This is a genomic window from Bradyrhizobium sp. BLXBL-01, from assembly GCF_051853025.1.
In the GTDB taxonomy this organism is placed as follows: Bacteria; Pseudomonadota; Alphaproteobacteria; order Rhizobiales; family Xanthobacteraceae; genus Bradyrhizobium.
Window position 1 is genome coordinate 8,118,368 of record NZ_CP182471.1, and the last position, 19,482, is coordinate 8,137,849.

Consider the following 19,482-nt stretch of genomic DNA (forward strand, 5'->3'; position numbering starts at 1 on the left):
GCCTGCTTCTCGTTATTTGCGGACCTTGAGGGCGAACAGACCCTGCGGCCGCAGCATCAGGATGCCGACGACGGCGAGCAGCGTGAGCACCTTGGCCATCGAGCCCGACATGAAGAATTCGAGCGTCGATTGCGTCTGCGAGATCGAGAACGCGGAGGCGATGGTGCCGAGCAGGCTGGCGGCGCCGCCGAACACGACGACGAGGAACGTATCCACGATGTAGAGCTGGCCCGAGGTCGGCCCGGTCGAGCCGATCATGGTGAAGGCGCTGCCGGCGACACCGGCGATGCCGCAGCCGAGGCCGAAGGTGTAGCGATCGACCTTCTCGGTGTTGATGCCGACCGCGCCGGCCATGATGCGGTTCTGCACGACCGCGCGCACCTGGCGGCCCCAGCGCGACATGTAGAGAACGTAGGCGACGCAGATGGTGATCAGCACGGTGAGGCACATCACGAAGACGCCGTTGATCGGCACCTCGATGCTGTCGGTGACGCGCAGCGAGCCCAGCATCCATTGCGGCAGCTCGACGCCGACCTCGCGCGCGCCGAACACCGAGCGATAGGCCTGCTGCAGCATCAGGCTGAGGCCCCAGGTCGCGAGCAGCGTATCGAGCGGGCGCTTATAGAGGTGCCGGATCAGCACCCATTCCACCAGCATGCCCAGCGCGCCGGATGCGAGGAAGGCCAATATCATGGCAAGGAAGAAGTAGCCGCTGAACAGGCTCGGCAAATAGGCCTGAAAGAGATTGGAGGTCATCCAGGTGACGTAGGCCCCAAGGATCATGAACTCGCCATGGGCCATGTTGATGACGCCCATCTGGCCGAAGATGATCGCAAGGCCGAGCGCCATCAGGACATAGACGGAGAACAGGATCAGTCCGGCAAACCCCTGCATGACGAAGATCGAGCCGAGGTCGCCAATCGAATAGTCGCCGAACATCCATGTCCTCCGTCGGGAAAGGGTCCCGCGTCGCGAGCAGGTTCGCGACGCGGGGGCTTGAGGCATGGACTTGCGATCCACGCCAGGGAGCGGTTTTGCCTTGAGGGAAAGTGCGACGGGCGACTTACTGGTAGCCCTTCGGGAACGGATCCGGCTCGACGAGGTCGGCGGTCTCGAAGATCAGCTCGAACTGGCCATCGAGCTTGGCGCGCCCCACCCGGGTCTTCGACCAGAGGTGATGGTTCTCGTGGATGCGCACATAGCCTTCCGGCGCACCCTTGAACTCGACGCCCGGCGAAGCCGCCGCGATCTTGTCGACGTCGAAGGAGCCGGCCTTCTCGACCGTCAGCTTCCACAGCCAGGGGCCGAGATAGGCAGCCTGGGTGACGTCTCCGATCACGGTCTTCTCGCCCCACATCTTCTTGAACGCGGAGACGAAAGCCTTGTTGTTCGCATTGTCGAGCGACTGGAAGTACTTCATGCAGGCATAGGCGCCCGCGATGTTCTCGCCGCCGATACCGTCGATCTCGTCCTCCGTCACCGAGATCGTGAGCAGCGGCTGCTTGGCGAGATCGACGCCGGCCGCCTTGAGCTGCTTGTAGAAAGCGACGTTGGAACCGCCGACGACGTCGGTGAAGATGACGTCCGGCTTGGTCAGCTTGATCTTGTTGATGACCGAGTTGAACTGCGTCGAGCCGAGCGCATAGTATTCCTCGCCGACGACCTTGCCCTTGAGCACGTTTTCGACGTGCTTGCGGGCGATCTTGTTGGAGGTGCGTGGCCAGATGTAGTCCGAGCCGATGAAGAAGAACGACTTGGCGCCCTTCTCCTTGGCGATCCAGTTCAGGCCGGCGAGGATCTGCTGGGTCGCTTCCTGGCCGGTGTAGATCACGTTCTTGGACTGCTCGAGGCCTTCGTAGAAGGTCGGATAGTAGAGCATGCCGTTATACTGCTCGACGACCGGAAGCACCGCCTTGCGCGAGGCCGAGGTCCAGCAGCCCATGATCGCCGCGACCTTGTCGTTGACGAGGAGCTTCTTCGCCTTCTCGGCGAAGGTCGGCCAGTCCGATGCGCCGTCCTCCTGGATGAACTTGATCTTGCGGCCGAGCACGCCGCCGGCGGCGTTGATCTGCTCGATCGCGAGCTTTTCGGCCTGGATCGAGCCGGTTTCGGAGATCGCCATGGTGCCGGTCGCCGAATGCAGGATGCCGACCGTGACCTCGGTGTCGGTGACGGCCAGGCCCGTGGTATTGACCGCCGAGGTCGCCGGCGCCTGCGCAAAGGACGCCCGCGGCAGCATCGTGATGGCCGGCACGGCCGCCATCCCCATCAACAATTTGCGCCGCAGCGGCGACAACAGGCCCTTGTTTGCTTCGTCTGACATGAGCACCCCACTTTTGTTCGAGAACAGGCGATTGGTGCCGTGAGGATGGCTCGAATTTATGCAGCGCACGCATACGCAAGATCGCGTATACTGCACCGCAAAATGCCGACGTAGGCTTCTGGTACGGAATTTGCGAGGGGTCCGGGTCCGTATCGGGAGTGGGGTTAAGTGGCAGGGCGGCAGCGAATAGACCGCGTCAGGCGCCAGTACAATCAATGGGTCGCCAACCAGACGCTGGAAGATTACGCCCTGCGCTTCACCGCCAAGAGCGCGCGGCGCTGGTCCGCCGCCCGCGTCGCCAACACGGCACTGGGCGCGATCTCGTTCCTGGCGATGGAGGCGATCGGCGGGACCATCACGCTGAACTATGGCGTCACCAACGCGACCGCGGCCATCGTCGTGGTCTCCGTCATCATTTTCGGCTGCGGGGTGCCGATTGCATACTATGCCGCCAAATGCGGCATCGACATCGACCTGCTGACGCGGGGTGCCGGCTTCGGTTACATCGGCTCGACCGTCACCTCGCTGATCTACGCGTCCTTCACTTTCATCTTCTTCGCGATCGAGGCCGTGATCCTCGCCTCCGCGCTCGAGATGTGCTTCGGGATTCCGCGGCCGGTCGGCTATCTCATCAGCGCCGTCGTCATCATCCCGCTGGTGGCCTATGGCATCACGCTGATCAGCCGCTTCCAATTGTGGACGCAGCCGCTGTGGGTGATCCTTCACATCATCCCGTTCGCCGCGATCGCCTGGCATAACCCGCACTCTTTCGCGGAGTGGCACAAATTCTCCGGCGAGCACGGCGATCTCAACGGGCATTTCGATCTCTTGCTGTTCGGCGTTGCGGCCTCCGTCGTGTTCTCGCTGGTGGCGCAGATCGGCGAGCAGGTCGACTTCCTGCGGTTCCTGCCGCGCGACCGCCGCGCCTCCAGGGCCTCCTGGTGGATGGCGCTGATGAGCGCCGGGCCGGGCTGGATCGTGCTGGGCGCGCTGAAGCTGCTGGCGGGCTCGTTCCTCGCCTTCTTCGCGCTCAGCCATGGCGTGCCGCCCGAGGAGGCCGCCGAGCCGGCGCACATGTATCTCGAAGCATTCCGCTATGTGCTGTCGCAGCCTGACCTCGCTTTGGCCTTGACCGGCACCTTCGTGATCCTGTCGCAGGTCAAGATCAACGTCACCAACGCCTATGCCGGCTCGATCGCCTGGTCGAACTTCTTCTCGCGTTTGACCCACAGCCATCCCGGGCGCGTGGTCTGGCTGGTCTTCAACGTCATCGTGGCCCTGCTGCTGATGGAGATCGGCGTCTACAAGGCGCTGGAGCAGACGCTGGCGCTCTATTCCAACGTCGCGATCGCCTGGGTCGGCGCGCTGGTCGCCGACCTCGTCATCAACAAGCCGCTCGGATTGCGGCCGCAGCAGATCGAGTTCAAGCGCGCGCATCTCTACGACGTCAATCCGGTCGGCGTGGGGGCGATGACGATCGCGACCATCGTCTCCATCAGCGCCTTCTACGGCCTGTTCGGGCCGACCGCGAAGGCGCTATCGGCCTTCATCGCGCTCGCGGCGGCCTTCCTCACGGCGCCGTTGATCGCCTGGGCCACGGACGGCAAGTACTACATCGCGCGCAAGCCGAAGCGGAGCTGGCAGAACATCGAGGCGATCCAGTGCTGCATCTGCGAGCACTCGTTCGAGCCGGAGGACATGGCCTCCTGCCCCGCTTATGCGGGCCCGATCTGCTCGCTGTGCTGTTCGCTGGACGCGCGCTGCCACGATCTCTGCAAGCCGCACGCAAGATTCCAGGCGCAGGTGTCGGAGACGCTGGGCAGGCTGATGCCGCAACCGATCTATGCCCGGATCAACTCGCAAGTCGGCCACTATATCGGCGTGTTCGTGATCTCCGCCGGCCTGATCGCCCTGGTGCTGGGACTGATCTATCTTCAGACGTCGGCGAGCGTGCACGGCGACAACGAGCTCGTCTCCGACGTGCTGTGGAAGGTGTTCTTCTCGCTCAGCATCATCATCGGCGTGGTGGCGTGGCTGTTCGTGCTGGCGCAGCAGAGCCGTCGCGCCGCCGAGGCCGAGACGCGGCGTCAGACCACGCTGCTGATCCAGGAGATCGATGCGCACAAGCGCACCGACGCCGAGCTCCAGCGTGCCAAGGAAGTTGCCGAATCCGCCAACCTCGCCAAGAGCCGCTATGTGGTCGGGTTGAGCCACGAGCTGCGCTCGCCGCTCAATGCGATCAGCGGCTACGCGCAGCTGCTCGAGCAGGATACGAGCCTTGGCGCCAAGCCGCGCGACCAGGTCCGCGTCGTCCGGCGCAGCGCCGACCATCTCTCCGGCCTGATCGACGGCATCCTGGACATCTCCAAGATCGAGGCGGGGCGGCTGTATCTGTCGCGCGACGAGGTGCGCCTGAGCGAATTCCTCGACCAGCTCGTCGGCATGTTCCGCCTCCAGGCCGCGGCCAGGGGCATCGACTTCGTGTTCAGGCGGCCCGCAACGCTGCCGCGCGTCGTCTATGCCGACGAGAAGCGGCTGCGTCAGGTGCTGATCAACCTGCTCTCGAACGCCATCAAGTTCACCCAGTCCGGCAGCGTGCAGTTCGTGGTGCACTATCGCAGCCCGGTCGCCGAGTTCGAGGTGATCGACACCGGCCCGGGCATCCAGGGCGGCGACCTCGAACGCATCTTCGCGCCCTTCGAGCGGGGCGCGCTCGGCGCCTCGCAGCCGCAGACCGGCACCGGGCTCGGGCTCACCATCAGCCGCCTGCTCGCCGGCGTGATGGGCGGGGACATCAAGGTCACGAGCACGGTCGGCACCGGCTCGACGTTCAAGGTCAAGATCCTGCTCTCGGAGGTCACCAATCCCCAGCGCATCGCGCCGGTGGAGGCGCCGGTCTCCGGCTATCACGGCGCGCGCAAGACCATCCTCGTCACCGACGATGATCCCGTGCATCGCGACCTCCTGCGTGAGGTGCTGACGCCGCTCGGCTTCATTCTGCTGAGCGCGCCCGACGGCGCCGGCTGCCTCGCACTGGCGCAGCATTGCCGGCCCGATCTGTTCCTGCTCGACATCTCGATGCCCGCCATGGACGGCTGGGCGGTCGCCGAGGCCTTGCGCGCCAGCGGCCATCATCAGGCGCGCATCCTGATGGTGTCGGCAAGCGCGCTCGAGGCCCATGGCGCGCCATTGGCGCAGCCCTTCCACGACGGCTACCTGATGAAGCCGATCGACATCCCGCGGCTGCTGGCGACGATTCGCCAGCTCCTCAAGATCGAATGGCAATACGGCTCGGACGAGGTCGCGGTGCCGTTCTGGCATCCAGAGACCGGATCGAAGCCGCCGCAGCGGCATATCGAGGCGCTGATCGGGCTCGGCCAGATCGGCTACGTCAAGGGCATCCAGCTGAAGCTGGACGAGATCGGCAGCGAGCACCCCGAGCATGCCGACTTCGTCGCGCAGATGCGGTCGCTGGTCGACCGCTTCGATCTCGACCAGTACATGGCCACATTGAAGACGTTGCATGCTTATGAGCATTGAACCGAAGAAGCGCGACGTCGCGCTCGTTGTCGACGATTCGCCGGAGACGCTGCGGCTGCTCACCGACGCGCTCGACGGCGCCGGCATGACGGTGATGGTGGCGCTCGACGGCGCCGCGGCAATGCGCATCATCGACCAGATCACGCCCGACATCATTCTGCTCGATGCCGTGATGCCGGGGATCGACGGGTTCGAGACCTGCCGCCGGCTCAAGCGCGATGCCGGTCTCGCCAATGTCCCGGTGATCTTCATGACGGGCCTCGCCGAGACCGAGCACATCGTGCGTGGACTGGAAGCCGGCGGCGTCGATTACGTGACCAAGCCGATCGTAATCGAGGAGATGCTGGCGCGCATCCGTGTCCATCTCGGCAATGCCCGGCTGACCCAGAGCGCGCGCGCCGCGCTCGACGTCTCCGGCCGTTTCCTGTTCGCGGTCGATCGCCAGGGCAATTTGCTGTGGGCGACGCCGCAGGCGCAGAAGCTGCTGTCCGACCATCACGGCGCACACCCCGACGACTTCGTGCTGCCGCCGGCACTGCTGCAATGGCTCGAGCAGGCGAAGGCCAAGAGCGGCTCGAAATCCCAGGCCGCGTCGCTGCCTGACAATCCGCAGCTCCGCTTCTACTACATGGGCGAGACCGCGCCGAACGAATTTTTGCTGCGGCTGTCCAAGGAAGCCGGCACCGCGCTGCCGCCCGAATTCACCAGCGAGCTCGGCCTCACCACGCGCGAGGGCGAGGTGCTGGCCTGGCTCAGCAAGGGCAAGACCAACCGCGACATCGCGCAAATTCTTGGCCTCAGCCCGCGCACCGTCGACAAGCACCTGGAGCAGATCTACGCCAAGCTCGGCGTCGAGAACCGGACCGCCGCAGCGGCGATCGCGGCGAATGCGACGAGGCGGAATTCGTGAGCGGCGGTGTAGATGAGTTGAGGCGATGCCAACCGAGCAAACGGTGTCGTCCCGGACAAGCGCAGCGAAGCGGCGCGCAGATCCGGGACCCATAGCCACAGGGAGTAGTTTGGCGAAGACTCGGAGCGGCCAGCTCGCTTCATAACCACTCCCTGTGGTTATGGGTCCCGGGCTCGCTTCGCGCCCCGGGACGACGGTGGAGTGTGTGGCGATCGCTAACCGCCCCTTACATCGGAATCTTCAGCTGTAAACAAACGCCTTGTCGTCCAGGTCCGTCTTCGGGATCTCGTCCTTCTCGGTCCAGTAATCCTGGCTGTGCTGCCATTCCGGCTTGTCGCCTCGCTTGGGCAACAGGTTCATGTTGCGCATCATGTAGCCGGGGTTGAAGTTTTCCGGATCGATCCAGGGCAGGATCGGCATGTTGTGGTCCTCGGGGCGCAAGCTCACCTCGACCTTCTTGGCACCCTTCGCCTTCATGTGCCCGAGCAGCCGGCAGACGAAATCGGCGACGAGATCGACGCGCAGCGTCCAGCTGGCGCGGAAATAGCCAAACACCCAGACCATGTTCGGCACGCCCGTGAACATCATGCCGCGATAGGTGACGGTGTCGCCGAAGGCGAGCGGCTTGCCGTCGATCTCGAAGGCGATGTCGCCGAGCGCGGCGAGATTGAAGCCGGTCGCGGTGACGATAACATCGGCCTCGAGCAGCTTGCCCGACTTGAGCTGGATGCCGTTCTCGACGAAGCATTCGATCTCGTCGGTGACGACGGAGGCCTTGCCGCTGGCGATGCCCTTGAACAAATCGGCATCCGGCACGAAGGCGATGCGCTGCCGCCACGGCCGGTATTTTGGCGTGAAGTGGGTCTCGACGTCGTAGTCGGGACCGAGCACGGCGCTGATCTGGCCGATCAGCTCCTTCTTCACCTGCTCCGGCTTGGACACGCAGAGCTTGGTGAAGGCGTCCTGCTCGAACAGGATCTTGCGTCGCACGATCTCGTGGATCCAGGCTTCGTCGACCTGCAGCCGTCGCAGCTCCTCCGCGATCTCGATGGCGTTGCGGCCGAGGCGGAAATAGGTCGGCGAGCGCTGCAGCATGGTGACATGGGCGCATGTGTCGGTGATGTTCGGCACCAGCGTTGCCGCGGTGGCGCCCGAGCCGATCACCACCACCTTCTTGTTCGCGAGATCGATATCGTCGGGCCATGTCTGCGGATGGACGATGCGGCCCTTGAAGCGATCCATGCCCTTCCATTCCGGCGTGTAGCCTTCGGAATGGCGATAATAGCCCTGGCACATCCAGAGGAAGTTGGCCGTGAACGTCCTGGGTTCGCCGGTGTCGGTCGTCACCGCCTCGATGGTCCAGAGATTCTGCTCGCTCGACCAGCTCGCGGAATTGATCTTGTGCTTGTAGCGGATGTGCCGCGCAATATCGTTGTCGTCGATCACCTCCTTCATATAGGTGAGGATCTCCTCGGCGGTCGCAATCGGCGGGCCGACCCAAGGCTTGAAGCTGTAGCCGAAGGTATGGAGATCACTGTCGGAGCGAATGCCGGGATAGCGATGTGTGCTCCAGGTGCCGCCGAACGTTTCCTGCGTCTCCAGGATGACGTAGCTCGTGCCCGGAAGCTGCTTCTGGATGTGATAGGCGCTACCGATGCCGGAGATGCCGGCGCCGACGATCAGCACGTCGAAATGTTCAGAAGCCTGTTTGGCCGTGGCGTGACTGCGAACAGCGACATTCATTGTTGCTTCTATGCCTTGCTTGTCTTTGTGGCCGTCCTTGACCAGACGGCGCGTTTCCTCCGCGACGGGCATGATCACCCGCCGCGCCTCCGCTTCAAAATGACATAGATCAAGTCGCGGTCAAATCACAGTGCCGCACCCCAGCTCCGCGCGGTCTGCAAGATCCAGTCGCGATAGAGCGTCAGCGGCGTCACGCCGGTCAAGCCGCCGCAACCGTCGGCGCCGTTCGGTCCTGTCGACCAGCTGATGAGGCCGACGAGCGCAGGACCGTTCGGCCTGTCCTCGAACACGGGGCCGCCGGAATCGCCGGTGCAGGCGCCAATTCCGTCGCGAACACCGTTGGTTACGGGATCGACCAGGCGAATCTGGAGCGTGCCGGGCTGTCCGGTGGCAACGAGGCCGGCCACGCGCGTGGTGCCGCCGCTCTTGCCGTCACCGCGAACCGTGACGCCAATGCCGGCGATGACGAAGCGGCTGCCGACCTGAATTGGAATCGTGGGCATGCCGACCGTCACCGTGGGTTTTCCCTTCAATGGAATTTCCAATTGCAGCAGCGCCACGTCGGCGGTGGCGCGATGCGCCTGCATCGCCTGCATGTTGAAGTTCGGATGGATCGCGACGGTGCGCACGTTCAGCAATTGCGGCTGGCCGTCGCCGCCGCGATCGACGACCTTGTAATCCGCGCCGGGCTGCACGCAATGGGCGACCGTCAACACCAGCCGCGGGGCGATCAGGCTGCCCGTGCAGAAATTGCCGCGCGAGCCGACGATGGTGACGACGGCGCGGGCGACGCCATCGGCCTGCGGCGTGCCGCCGCCGACGATGGCGTAAGCGGGCGTCGCGAGCAGCAGCGCAGCTGCGATGAAGGCGGCAGGCTTCTTTATGGGAACACGCATCGGCATCGGTGAGGGCTGCGATTGCTTCAGGCTGGCCCTTGCCGATAGCGCATGCTAGCCCTCTTGGAAAGCAATTGACGAGGGCAGGATAGTGGCGATCGAGGCGGTGATCTTTGATTTCGGCGGCGTGCTGACGAGTTCGCCGTTCGAGGCGTTCACGCGGTTCGAGACCGAGCGCGGCCTGCCCGCCGACATCATCCGGCGCACCAACGCCGCCAATCATCTGGAAAACGCCTGGGCCAGGTTCGAGCGCGCCGAAGTGGACATCGAGACCTTCGACGAATTGTTCGCCGCCGAATCGCTCGCGCTCGGCGCGGAGGTGCGCGGCCGCGACGTGCTGCCGCTGCTGCAGGGCGATCTGCGCCCGGAGATGGTCGAGGCCCTGAAGCGCATCAAGGCGCAGTTCAAGACCGGTTGCATCACCAACAATCTGCCGGCCAACGCGATCGGCAGCATGACCGGGCGCTCGCTTTACATTGCCGAAGTCATGGTGCTGTTCGACCATGTCATCGAGTCCGCCAAGATCGGCCTGCGCAAGCCGGATCCGCGCATCTACCAGATGATGGTCGAGACGCTGAAGGTCGATCCGAACAATTGCGTCTATCTCGACGATCTCGGCGTCAATCTGAAGCCGGCGCGCGAGATGGGCATGACCACGATCAAGGTGACGAGCGGCGCGCAGGCGATTGCGGAGCTGGAGAAGGCGACGGGGCTGAAGCTGGGGTAGCGCATCATACTCCGTCAATGCGAGCGCAGCGAAGCAATCCAGACTGCCTAGGCGGAAAGACTCTGGATTGCTTCGCTACGCTCGCAATGACGGCGTGGAGCCATCTCGCCTGGTGAACCGACTACTTCACCGCGGTGGCGATGCGCTCCGGGAACGCAGTTGCCAGCGCGGCACGATCCGGCTTGAGCACGCCGCGCTCGGTGATGAGACCGGTGACGAGCCGCGCCGGCGTCACGTCGAAGGCGTAGTTCGCGACCGGCGATCCCTCCGGCACGATCCGCACCGTCTCAAGCCGGCCGTCGGCGGTACGTCCAGTCATGTCGGTGACCTCCACGCCGCTGCGCTGCTCGATCGGGATGTCGCGGATGCCGTCATGAACGGCGAAATCGATCGTCGGCGACGGCAGCGCCACGTAGAACGGCACGCCGTTATCGTGCGCGGCGAGCGCCTTCAGGTAGGTGCCGATCTTGTTGCAGACGTCGCCATTGGCGGCGACGCGGTCGGTGCCGACGATGGCGAGATCGACCATGCCGTGCTGCATCAGGTGCCCGCCGGTATTGTCCGGGATCACCGTGTGCGGCACGCCGTGATGGCCGAGCTCCCAGGCGGTGAGCGAAGCGCCCTGATTCCGTGGCCGGGTCTCGTCGACCCAAACATGGACCTTGATGCCGCGCTCATGCGCGAGATAGATCGGCGCCGTCGCCGTGCCCCAGTCGACGGTGGCAAGCCAGCCGGCGTTGCAATGGGTGAGAACGTTGACCACTTCGCCCGGCTTCTTCGCCGCGATCGCCTCGATCAGCTCAAGGCCGTTGCCGGCGATGCCGCGATTGATCTCGACATCCTGCTCGACGATCTCGTCGGCGCGGGCATAGGCCGCTTCCGCCCGTTCCACCGGATCGATCGGCGCGAGCACGTAGCGCATCTCGTCCAGCGCCCATTTGAGGTTGATCGCGGTCGGGCGCGCCACGACCAGCGTGTCATAGGCGCGCTTCAGCCCGGCGTCGGAGGCGTCCTCGCGCATCGCGAGCGCCATGCCGTAGGCGGCGGTGGCGCCGATCAGCGGCGCGCCGCGCACCAGCATGTCGCGGATCGCAACAGCGGCGTCCTCGCACGACGTCAGGCGCGCAATGACGAATTCATGCGGCAGCCGGCGCTGATCGATCGCGCCGACCGACCAGCCGTCACGCTCGCGCCAGATGCTGCGGAAATGCTTGCCGTCGACCTTCATGGCATTCTGCCTTTTCGTTCTTCTTGCGTCTCACGGGCGCAGGATGCGCCCGGCCACCGCATCGAGCTTCTTCAGGAGCTCGGGATCGCGCGCCTCCGGCGTCGTGATCAGCGCGGCGTCGAGCGCACGGTCCGAACCGATCGGGCACGGCTCGTGCTCGCGCGGAAAATCCTTGGCCAGCCGCGCCACCAACGCCTTCGCCTTGTCGGCGTTCGAGTTCAGCACGCGGATGATGTCCTGCACGGTGACCGCATCGTGGTCGGGATGCCAGCAGTCGAAATCCGTCACCATCGCGACGGTGGCGTAGCAGATCTCCGCCTCACGCGCGAGCTTGGCCTCGGGCATGTTGGTCATGCCGATCACGGAATAGCCTGATGTCTTGTAGGTCATGCTTTCCGCATAGGTGGAGAATTGCGGCCCTTCCATGCAGACATAGGTGCCGCCGCGCGCGATCGCGATGCCCTCCGCTTCGGCGGCTGCCGCCAGATGGATGCGCAGCCGCGGCGAAACCGGGTGCGCCATCGACACGTGTGCGACACAGCCGCGGCCGAAGAACGAGCTCTCGCGCTTGTGGGTGCGGTCGACGAACTGGTCGACGAGAACGAAGGTGCCGGGCGGCAGTTCCTCTTTGAAGGAGCCGCAGGCCGAGAGCGAGATCAAGTCGGTGACGCCGGCGCGTTTCAGCACGTCGATGTTGGCGCGATAGTTGATGTCGGACGGGGACAGCCGGTGCCCCTTGTCATGCCGCGGCAGGAACACGATCGGCAGGCCGGCGATGGAGCCGCGCCGCAAGGGCGCAGACGGCTCGCCCCAGGGGCTCTTGATCACCTCTTCGCGCGCACCCTCGAGGCCGGGCAGGTCATAGATGCCCGAGCCGCCGATGATGCCCAATACCGCCTGCGTCATGCCTGCTCCACCCTGTCCGACAAATGTGACATGGTTAAGCTATGCCAGTTTTCAGGCAATTTTGGAACGGGAGATGGTCTCGATTTACGTCATGTCGAGCTCGCGCTGAAGCGACGAAGCAATCCAGACCGCCACCTCAGAGGCAGTCTGGATTGCTTCGCTTCGCTCGCAATGACGGAGGATAGATCCGGGTTAAGCCGCGGCCGCCAGTTGAAGCTGGGTCGCCACCATCTGCTCCAGCGTCTCGACGGACTGGAAATTCTCCGGCGTGATCTCGGACTGCGGGATGGTGAAGTCGAATTCGGCCTCGACCCCAAGCATCAGATTGACCATGTCCATCGAGGTCAGGCCGATATCGACGAGCTTGGCCGAAGGCGTAACGTCTGCGGCGAGCGAATTCTGTTCGAGGATGCCCTTCACCAGCTTGATGATGCGATTGCGCAAATCGGTATCGAAGGCCTGCATCGGCAAAATTCCCATCTGTTGATCGGGGTCGGACCGGACTACCGGCTACGATGGTCGCGGCCTGCCGGTCCTGCAATGGGCGGCACCAATACTTCGCGTTTCTTAGTAAACGATGACTCAGATTGTCCGGAATCCAGGCTTCTTCCAGAGTCCTAACGTGATGCCGGAAAATCCGGTGATGCGAACAACCCGACCTTAACTGTTCGTTCGGAATTGGGTTTTGTTTACCCTCTATTTCATCGACGAATTTGAATTAAATCCGTAGCCTCGTCTCATAAGCAAAGATGGCTGGAGGATCGCTCCAAGCGGCATCGCGAATGGTGCCGGCGATCTCGAACGGCAAACCGGAGGCGGACGAGCATGAACGTGCGTGAAGCAGTCCTCACTGTCGACGAAACGAGCTATCTCGAGCAGGGTCCCTCCCTGATCGAGCGCGCCGTCCGGACCGCCGCCGCGGCCGCGGCCGACGCAGACGGGGTCGATCGCGACGCCCGCTTTCCGCACAAGGCCTTCGACGTCGCGCGTGAGCAGAAGCTGCTCGGCGTGATGATTCCGGTCGAGTTCGGCGGCCTCAGTGCTTCGATCCACGACGTCACCGACATCTGCTACACGCTCGGACGCGCCTGCGCGTCCACGGCGATGATCTACGCGATGCACCAGACCAAGGTCGCCTGCGTCATCAGGCACGGCCATGGCATTCCCTGGATGGAGACCATGATGCGCCGGGTCGCCCGCGACCAGTGGCTGCTCGCCTCCTCCACCACCGAAGGCCAGAACGGGGGCAACATCCGCGCCAGCGCCGCCGCGGTCGACCATGCCGGCGACACCGTCTCGCTGATGCGCGACGCCACCGTGATCTCCTACGGCGCCGAAGCCGATGGCCTCGTCACCATCGCCCGCCGGGCCACCGACGCCGCCGCCTCCGACCAGGTGCTGCTGGCGCTCGCCAAGGACGATTATTCGCTGAAGCGGACGCTGGGTTGGGAAACGCTCGGCATGCGCGGCACCTGCTCGACCGGGTTCGAGCTGAAGGTCGACTGCCCCGCCGACCGCGTCTTCCCGGAATCCTACGACAAGATCCACGCCCAGACCATGACGCCGTTCGCGCATCTGTGCTGGTCGTCGGCCTGGGCCGGCATCGCCGCTGCGGCGGTAACGCGCGCGCAGGCCTTCATCCGCAAGGCGGCGCGCTCGTCCGGCGGACAGATGCCGCCGGCCGCGGCGCACTTCACCGCCGCCAAGATGTCGCTGGCCAAGCTGCGCGCGCTGATCGCCGCCAATATCGACGCTTTCGCCCGCGTCGAGCATGACGAGCGTGCGCTGGCCTCGCTCGACTTCCAGTCCTCGATCACGCTTCTGAAGGTGCAGGCTTCCGAGCTCGCGGTCGAGACCGTGATGCATGCGATGCGTACCGCGGGTCTTGCCGGCTACCGCAACGACGGCGAATTCACCATGGGCCGCCACCTCCGCGACGTGCTGTCGTCGCCAATCATGATCAACAACGACCGGATCCTGGCCAACGCCGCGACGTCGACATTGATGAGCGGGGTGCCGACGAGCCTTCGCGACTGACGTGCCTCCGCAATCGCTTCAACAAGAACAATCTTTGAGATAGCAGGACATCGAACCATGAATATTGCCGTCCTCCCCAACTCGCCCGCCACCGCGCCGCAGATGATCGATCCGCTCGATCATCTCTCCGACAAGCTGTTCCACCGCATGGGCGCCGATGGCGTCTATGCCCGCACCGCACTCTATGAAGGCATCGTCGACAAGCTCGCCGCGCTGATCACTGGCCATCGCGAGGCCGGCACCGAGGTGATGCGGTTCCCGCCGGTGATGAGCCGGGCGCAGCTGGAGAAGTCCGGCTATCTCAAGAGCTTTCCGAACCTGCTCGGCTGCGTCTGCGGCCTGCACGGCACCGAACGCGAGATCAACGCCGCGGTGAGCCGCTTCGATGCCGGCGGCGACTGGACGTCTTCGCTGTCGCCGGCCGATCTCGTGCTGTCACCGGCCGCCTGCTATCCGGTCTACCCGATCGCGGCGAGCCGTGGCCAATTGCCGAAGGGCGGCCTGCGCTTCGATGTTGCCGCGGATTGCTTCCGCCGCGAACCGTCGAAGCATCTCGACCGGCTGCAATCGTTCCGCATGCGCGAATATGTCTGCATCGGCAGCCCCGATGACGTCGCCGATTTCCGCGAGCGCTGGATGGTGCGCGCGCAGAAGATCGCGACCGATCTCGGCCTCACCTTCCGCGTCGACTATGCCAGCGATCCGTTCTTCGGCCGGGTCGGCCAGATGAAGGCGGTGAGCCAGAAGCAGCAGCAGCTCAAGTTCGAGCTGCTCATCCCGCTGCGCTCGGAAGAGCAGCCGACGGCATGCATGAGCTTCAACTACCACCGCGAGCATTTCGGCACGACCTGGGCAATCCAGGACGCCGACGGCGAGCCGGCCCATACCGGCTGCGTTGCCTTCGGCATGGACCGTCTGGCCGTCGCCATGTTCCACACCCACGGCACCGATCTTTCCGCCTGGCCCGCCAAGGTGCGGGACGTCCTGGGCCTGCAGCCGCCTGTCGCGGCCGAGGCCCATGGCGAAGGCTGGCGCTGACCCAACTCACGAGGCCGGCCATTTCCACGGGCAAGACGAGCGTGATCCATACCAAGGTCCGATGCCGCGAGATCACCGAGTCCGACGTCGATAAGATCGCGGACTTGCTGACGCGCGGCTTCGTCGGCCGTTCACGCGACTACTGGATTCAGGGTCTGCGCCGGCAGGCCTTCCGGACCGTACCGGAGGGCTATCCGCGCTTCGGCTACATGCTCGACGACGACGGCAAGCCGGTCGGCGTGCTGCTCTTGATCTACAGCGCACGCAAGGAGGGCGAAGAGACCGCCATCCGGTGCAATTTGTCGAGCTGGTATGTCGACCCGGCCTACCGCAACTACGCTCCGCTGCTGACCAAGATCGCCCAGCGGCACAAGCACGTCACTTATTTCAACATCAGTCCGGCGCCGTGGACCTGGCCGATCATCGAGACGCAGGGCTTTCGCGCCTATTGCCGCGGCATATTCTTCTCCGTCCCTGCGTTGGCGCGCGTCCCGCGCTGGAACAAGATCGAGGTCATTCCGCAGCATGCCAAGGAGATCAAGGGGCTCTCCGAGGCGGAGACCGAGCTTCTGACGCGACATGCGCGCTACAATTGCCTCAGCCTGGTGTGCCGCACGCCGAAGGGAACGTTCCCCTTCGTCCTGCAACCGGTGCGCATCCGCCGCGGTTTCATCGCACCTCCCGCCATGAAGCTGATCTATTGCCGGAGCGCCGCGGAATATGCCGAATGCGCCGGCCGCATCGGACGGCTGCTGCTGCGGCTCGGCAAGATCGCGGTGGCGATCGACGCCAACGGGCCGGTACCCGGCCTCGTCGGCCTCTACACCGAGCGGCGCGGCCGGAAATACTTCAGGGGCCCGCATCAGCCACAGCTCGGCGACCTCACCGATACGGAGCTCGTGCTATACGGGCCGTAGAGCAACGCCCGGCTCTGTCGTCTGCACGAGCGGAGCGGGAATATCGCCGCGCTCATCCGGAGCTAGGGCCTATCGCCTTGGCGGCGGGCCGTTTACGCGTGCGCTCACCATCGCAGGTCACCCTCCGTAAACTACGGCGCTTAAGGGAATTTTCCGGCCTCTTCGTTACCCTCGGCGGCTGAATTAGGTTGCATTAAGTCTATTGCTGGCCGAGGCCCCGCCGACCCCATGATGTCGACCCGCGACACCGAGCTTGGTACAGGCCGTGAGCAGGGCCCGGGCGCCCTGGTCGCGCTGAGCCAGCTTGCGCTCGACCACATGGAGCAAGGCGTCTGCGTCTACGACGCCGACAACCGGATCGTGCTGGCGAACCAGCGCTACCTCACGCTGTTCGACATGTCGGCCGAGATCGTGCGGGTCGGCACCAGCTACCGGGAGGTGCTCGCGCACAGCGCAAGCCGCGGCAACTTTCCGCAGGACCAGCTCGACGCGTTGTATTCGACGCGAATGGCGCAGATCGCCGCGGGCAAGCCGTTCCGCACCGAGCAATTGCTGGCGAGCGGCCTCGTGATGTCGCTCCAGTTGAAGCCTCTCCCCGGCGGCGGCTGGATGACGATCTGCGATGACGTCACCCGCCTCGCCCGGCTCGAAGCGGAACTGCGCGTGCAGACCGAGCGCAGCCAGCACGCGCTCGCCAACATGTCGCACGGACTGATCATGTACGACGTCGCCAGCCGCGTCGTCGTCTGCAACGAACGGTTCCTGAAGCTCTACAACCTCGATCCCGAGATCGTGAAGCCGGGCATCGCGCATTCCACGGTGATCGAGCACTGGATGTCGCGCGGCAACCTGCCGGGCATGTCGGGCGACGAATTCTACCAGAGCCGGCTGGACGATGTGCGCAGCAGAAAGCCGAAGACGCTGCTGGTGATGCGCTACGACGGACGGATGGTGCAGGCGGTCTCCCGTTTCCTGCCCGACGGCGGCTGGGTGACGGTGCACGAGGACGTCACGGAGCGGCTGCAATACGAGGAAACGCTGCGGCAGCAGAATTTCATTCTCGATGCGGCGCTGGAGAACATGGCGCACGGGCTCGCCTTCTACGACAGCGAGATGCGGCTTCGGGTCTGCAACACCACCTACCGCAAGATCTACCTGTTGTCGCCGGAGGAGACCCGGCCCGGCACCCATCTGGCCGAGCTGATCGAGCGATCGATGGCGAACGGCGCGTTCACCTCGGAATACAGCCCGCAGCAGATCCTCGAAGCCGCCCGCGCCCGGATCGCGAATCGCGATTCCTCGCCGATGCGCCGGCGCATGTCGAACGACACCGTGATCTCGGTGCGCTATTGCGCGCTGGCCGAAGGCGGCTTCGTCGCCACCTACGAGGACATTACCGAGCGCGAGCGCGCGGTCGAGGAGCTGAGCGAGCAGTACCGCCGGTTCGACGCCGCCCTGAACAACATGAGCCAGGGCCTGTGCATGCTCGACGCCAGCCTGCGCGTCATCGTTTGCAACCGCCGCTATATCGAGATGTACGGATTGTCGCCGGAGATCGTGAAGCCAGGCGTCTCGATGCGGGACATCATGGAGCACAGCTGCGAGCTCGGCATCCACCCAAACATGACCGGCGCCAAGCTCTATGCCGACTACATCGAGAGGCTGCGCGAAGGCGAGCACACGCTGCACCGCCATTTGAGCGACGGCCGCATCATCAAGCTCAATCACAAGCGGATGGAGCACGGCGGCTGGGTCGTGACCTATGAGGACGTCACCGAGCGCCACAAGGCCCAGGCCCGGGTGGCGCACATGGCGCGGCACGATTCGCTCACCGACCTGCCCAACCGCACGCTGTTCCGCGAGAAGATGGGCGAGGGACTGAACCAGGTCGCAATCGCCGGCGGCGCCATGGCGGTGCTGTGCTTCGACCTCGACAATTTCAAGACCGTCAACGACCGCCTCGGCCACGCCGCCGGCGACCGCCTGCTGCGCTGGGTCGCGGCGCGTCTGAAGGAGAATGTCGGCGAGCACGACACCGTCGCGCGGCTTGGCGGCGACGAGTTCGCCGTGCTCCAGCGCGGGCCGCAGCCACAATCGGCTGAGGCGCTCGCCCGCCGCCTCGTCGAGATCATCGGTCATCCGCCGCCGCTGGAAAGCCAGTCGATCCACGTCGGGGTCTCCGTCGGCATCGCGATCGCACCCGACCACGGGCTCGATGCCGATGAGCTGATGAAATGCGCCGACCTTGCGCTGTACCAGGCCAAGGCCAAGGGGCGCGGCGCCTATCAGCTGTTCGAGCCCGAGATGGAGGAACAGGCGCGCAGCCGGCACGCGCTGGAGCAGGACCTGGTCGGCGCGCTGGAAGGGCGTGAATTCCACCTGGTGTTCCAACCGCAAATGCGGCTCGATTCCTCCGAGCTCACCGGCTTCGAGGCATTGCTGCGCTGGAAGCATCCCTCGCGCGGCTTCGTCTCTCCGGCCGAGTTCATCCCGATTGCAGAGGAGAACGGGCTGATCGTTCCGATCGGCGAATGGGTGCTGCGCACGGCCTGCGCGACGGCTGCGTCCTGGCCCGGCGTCACCGTCGCGGTGAACCTGTCTCCGGTGCAGTTCCGCTCCCGCGGGCTGGTGGCGATGGTCACCAGCGCACTTGCGGAAGCCGGCCTGCCGCCGCAACGGCTCGAGCTTGAGGTCACGGAGACGGCGCTGCTCGACGACAGCAAGGCGACCATCGACATCCTGCACCAGCTCCGCGCGCTCGGGGTGCGCGTCAGCCTCGACGATTTTGGCGTCGGCTATTCCTCCCTGAGCTATCTGCGCAAGTTTCCGTTCGACCGCATCAAGATCGACCGCTCCTTCGTCGGCACGCTCGGCGAAAGCCCGGAGAGCGTCGCCATCGTCAGAACGATCGCGAGCCTCGGCTCCGTGCTCGGCGTCGAGACCACGGCGGAGGGCGTGGAAACCGAGGAACAGCTCGACTTCGTCCGCGAATGCGGCTGCACCGCGGTCCAGGGCTATTATTTCGGCAAGCCGTGTCTCGCCTCGGAGGTCAGCCGCACCATCGAGACGCTGAACATGGTGCGGCGCGTGGCCTGAGGGCTTCGGCCGCGGAAATTCCGTCGCTCGGCACGCGGCCAAACGACCAATTGTCGCATCTGTCGGCTCTGTCGGCGCTAGCTGACCGACGGCCGCGCAGCGATGCGCGCAATGCGCTTTT

The 19,482-nt window shown here is 64.8% G+C and carries 14 protein-coding genes; 7 read left to right on the forward strand and 7 right to left on the reverse strand.

The annotated features are described in order from the left end of the window. Window positions 1–12: 12 nt before the first annotated feature. Window positions 13–939, reverse strand: a complete 927-nt coding sequence (gene urtB / locus ACNJYA_RS37565) for an urea ABC transporter permease subunit UrtB (protein ID WP_172788872.1) — start codon at window positions 937–939, stop codon at window positions 13–15. A gap of 124 nt (window positions 940–1,063) precedes the next feature. After that, window positions 1,064–2,323 (reverse strand): urea ABC transporter substrate-binding protein, encoded by a 1,260-nt coding sequence (urtA, locus tag ACNJYA_RS37570; RefSeq protein WP_172788873.1) that lies wholly within the window; start codon window positions 2,321–2,323, stop codon window positions 1,064–1,066. Between the two features lie 168 nt (window positions 2,324–2,491). Between urtA and ACNJYA_RS37575 the strand changes: the two genes are divergently transcribed. Both ACNJYA_RS37575 and ACNJYA_RS37580 read left to right on the forward strand, forming a co-directional pair. Continuing rightward, window positions 2,492–5,863 carry a hybrid sensor histidine kinase/response regulator gene (locus ACNJYA_RS37575; RefSeq protein WP_439364922.1) on the forward strand — a complete coding sequence of 1,124 codons (3,372 nt, stop codon included), beginning with the start codon at window positions 2,492–2,494 and terminating at the stop codon, window positions 5,861–5,863. Beyond that, window positions 5,847–6,773 (forward strand): response regulator, encoded by a 927-nt coding sequence (locus tag ACNJYA_RS37580; protein ID WP_439364923.1) that lies wholly within the window; start codon window positions 5,847–5,849, stop codon window positions 6,771–6,773. Before ACNJYA_RS37575 ends, ACNJYA_RS37580 begins: the two co-directional genes overlap by 17 nt. Window positions 6,774–7,013: 240 nt before the next feature. On the opposite strand, the gene ACNJYA_RS37585 is transcribed toward ACNJYA_RS37580, so the two are convergent. Then, window positions 7,014–8,516: a flavin-containing monooxygenase gene (locus ACNJYA_RS37585; RefSeq protein ID WP_439364924.1), complete on the reverse strand. Its 1,503-nt coding sequence runs from the start codon at window positions 8,514–8,516 to the stop codon at window positions 7,014–7,016. 125 nt (window positions 8,517–8,641) lie between these two features. Then, window positions 8,642–9,412, reverse strand: coding sequence for a S1 family peptidase (locus ACNJYA_RS37590; protein WP_439401758.1), 771 nt, complete (start codon window positions 9,410–9,412; stop codon window positions 8,642–8,644). Window positions 9,413–9,503: 91 nt separating this feature from the next. Here ACNJYA_RS37590 and ACNJYA_RS37595 point away from each other — a divergent pair, with 91 nt between their 5' ends. Then, complete coding sequence (locus ACNJYA_RS37595; RefSeq protein ID WP_271505100.1) at window positions 9,504–10,139, forward strand: HAD-IA family hydrolase; 636 nt, start codon at window positions 9,504–9,506, stop codon at window positions 10,137–10,139. Between the two features lie 121 nt (window positions 10,140–10,260). On the opposite strand, the gene mtnA is transcribed toward ACNJYA_RS37595, so the two are convergent. From mtnA to ACNJYA_RS37610, 3 genes are all read right to left on the reverse strand, one after another. Next, entirely contained in the window at window positions 10,261–11,367 is a 1,107-nt protein-coding gene (gene mtnA, locus ACNJYA_RS37600) for an S-methyl-5-thioribose-1-phosphate isomerase (protein ID WP_439401759.1), read from the reverse strand. A 30-nt stretch (window positions 11,368–11,397) separates the two neighbouring features. Further along, window positions 11,398–12,273, reverse strand: a complete 876-nt coding sequence (locus tag ACNJYA_RS37605; RefSeq protein ID WP_439401760.1) for an S-methyl-5'-thioadenosine phosphorylase — start codon at window positions 12,271–12,273, stop codon at window positions 11,398–11,400. A gap of 192 nt (window positions 12,274–12,465) precedes the next feature. Further along, complete coding sequence (locus tag ACNJYA_RS37610) at window positions 12,466–12,738, reverse strand: phosphopantetheine-binding protein (protein WP_439401761.1); 273 nt, start codon at window positions 12,736–12,738, stop codon at window positions 12,466–12,468. 360 nt (window positions 12,739–13,098) lie between these two features. Between ACNJYA_RS37610 and ACNJYA_RS37615 the strand changes: the two genes are divergently transcribed. From ACNJYA_RS37615 to ACNJYA_RS37630, 4 genes are all read left to right on the forward strand, one after another. Further along, window positions 13,099–14,310, forward strand: a complete 1,212-nt coding sequence (locus ACNJYA_RS37615; RefSeq protein ID WP_172788882.1) for an acyl-CoA dehydrogenase family protein — start codon at window positions 13,099–13,101, stop codon at window positions 14,308–14,310. Window positions 14,311–14,367: 57 nt separating this feature from the next. Next, the gene (locus ACNJYA_RS37620; protein ID WP_439401762.1) at window positions 14,368–15,348 is read left to right on the forward strand and encodes an amino acid--[acyl-carrier-protein] ligase; all 981 of its coding nucleotides are present in this window, start codon (window positions 14,368–14,370) and stop codon (window positions 15,346–15,348) included. Window positions 15,349–15,389: 41 nt separating this feature from the next. Continuing rightward, the gene (locus ACNJYA_RS37625) at window positions 15,390–16,265 is read left to right on the forward strand and encodes an acyl-CoA acyltransferase (protein WP_439401763.1); all 876 of its coding nucleotides are present in this window, start codon (window positions 15,390–15,392) and stop codon (window positions 16,263–16,265) included. 231 nt (window positions 16,266–16,496) lie between these two features. Then, window positions 16,497–19,361 carry a PAS-domain containing protein gene (locus tag ACNJYA_RS37630; RefSeq protein WP_439401764.1) on the forward strand — a complete coding sequence of 955 codons (2,865 nt, stop codon included), beginning with the start codon at window positions 16,497–16,499 and terminating at the stop codon, window positions 19,359–19,361. The last annotated feature ends 121 nt before the right edge of the window (window positions 19,362–19,482 follow it).